This is a genomic window from Kitasatospora purpeofusca (genome assembly GCF_000718025.1).
GTDB lineage: Bacteria > Actinomycetota > Actinomycetes > Streptomycetales > Streptomycetaceae > Kitasatospora > Kitasatospora purpeofusca.
Window position 1 is genome coordinate 1 of the sequence record NZ_JODS01000120.1, and the last position, 279, is coordinate 279.

At 70.6% G+C, this 279-nt stretch carries 1 protein-coding gene; it reads right to left on the reverse strand.

The features are described 5' to 3' along the window. Nucleotides 1-279 (reverse strand): EfeM/EfeO family lipoprotein (locus IF01_RS0141010; protein WP_030398703.1); only part of this gene is annotated, 279 nt, incomplete at both ends.

Below are 279 nucleotides of genomic sequence, written 5' to 3' on the forward strand. Positions count from 1 at the left end.
CTTGAGGTCGGCGACCAGCTGGTCGGCGAGCTTCTTCTCCTCGTCACCGATCTTCGCGTCCGCCCACAGGGACTTCTCCAGCTTGTGCCAGCCGGTCCATTCCTGGCCGGGCTCCAGGCCGTCCTCGCGGGTGTCGGTCTTGGGGTCGACGTCGCCGAAGCTCTCGGCGACGGGCTCGGTGCGCTCCCAGCCGGTGCGCGAGGGCGCGTAGAGGGACTTGGCCTTCTCCAGGTCGCCGCCCTTGATCGCGGCGGCGAAGGCCTCGACGGCCGGGACGGT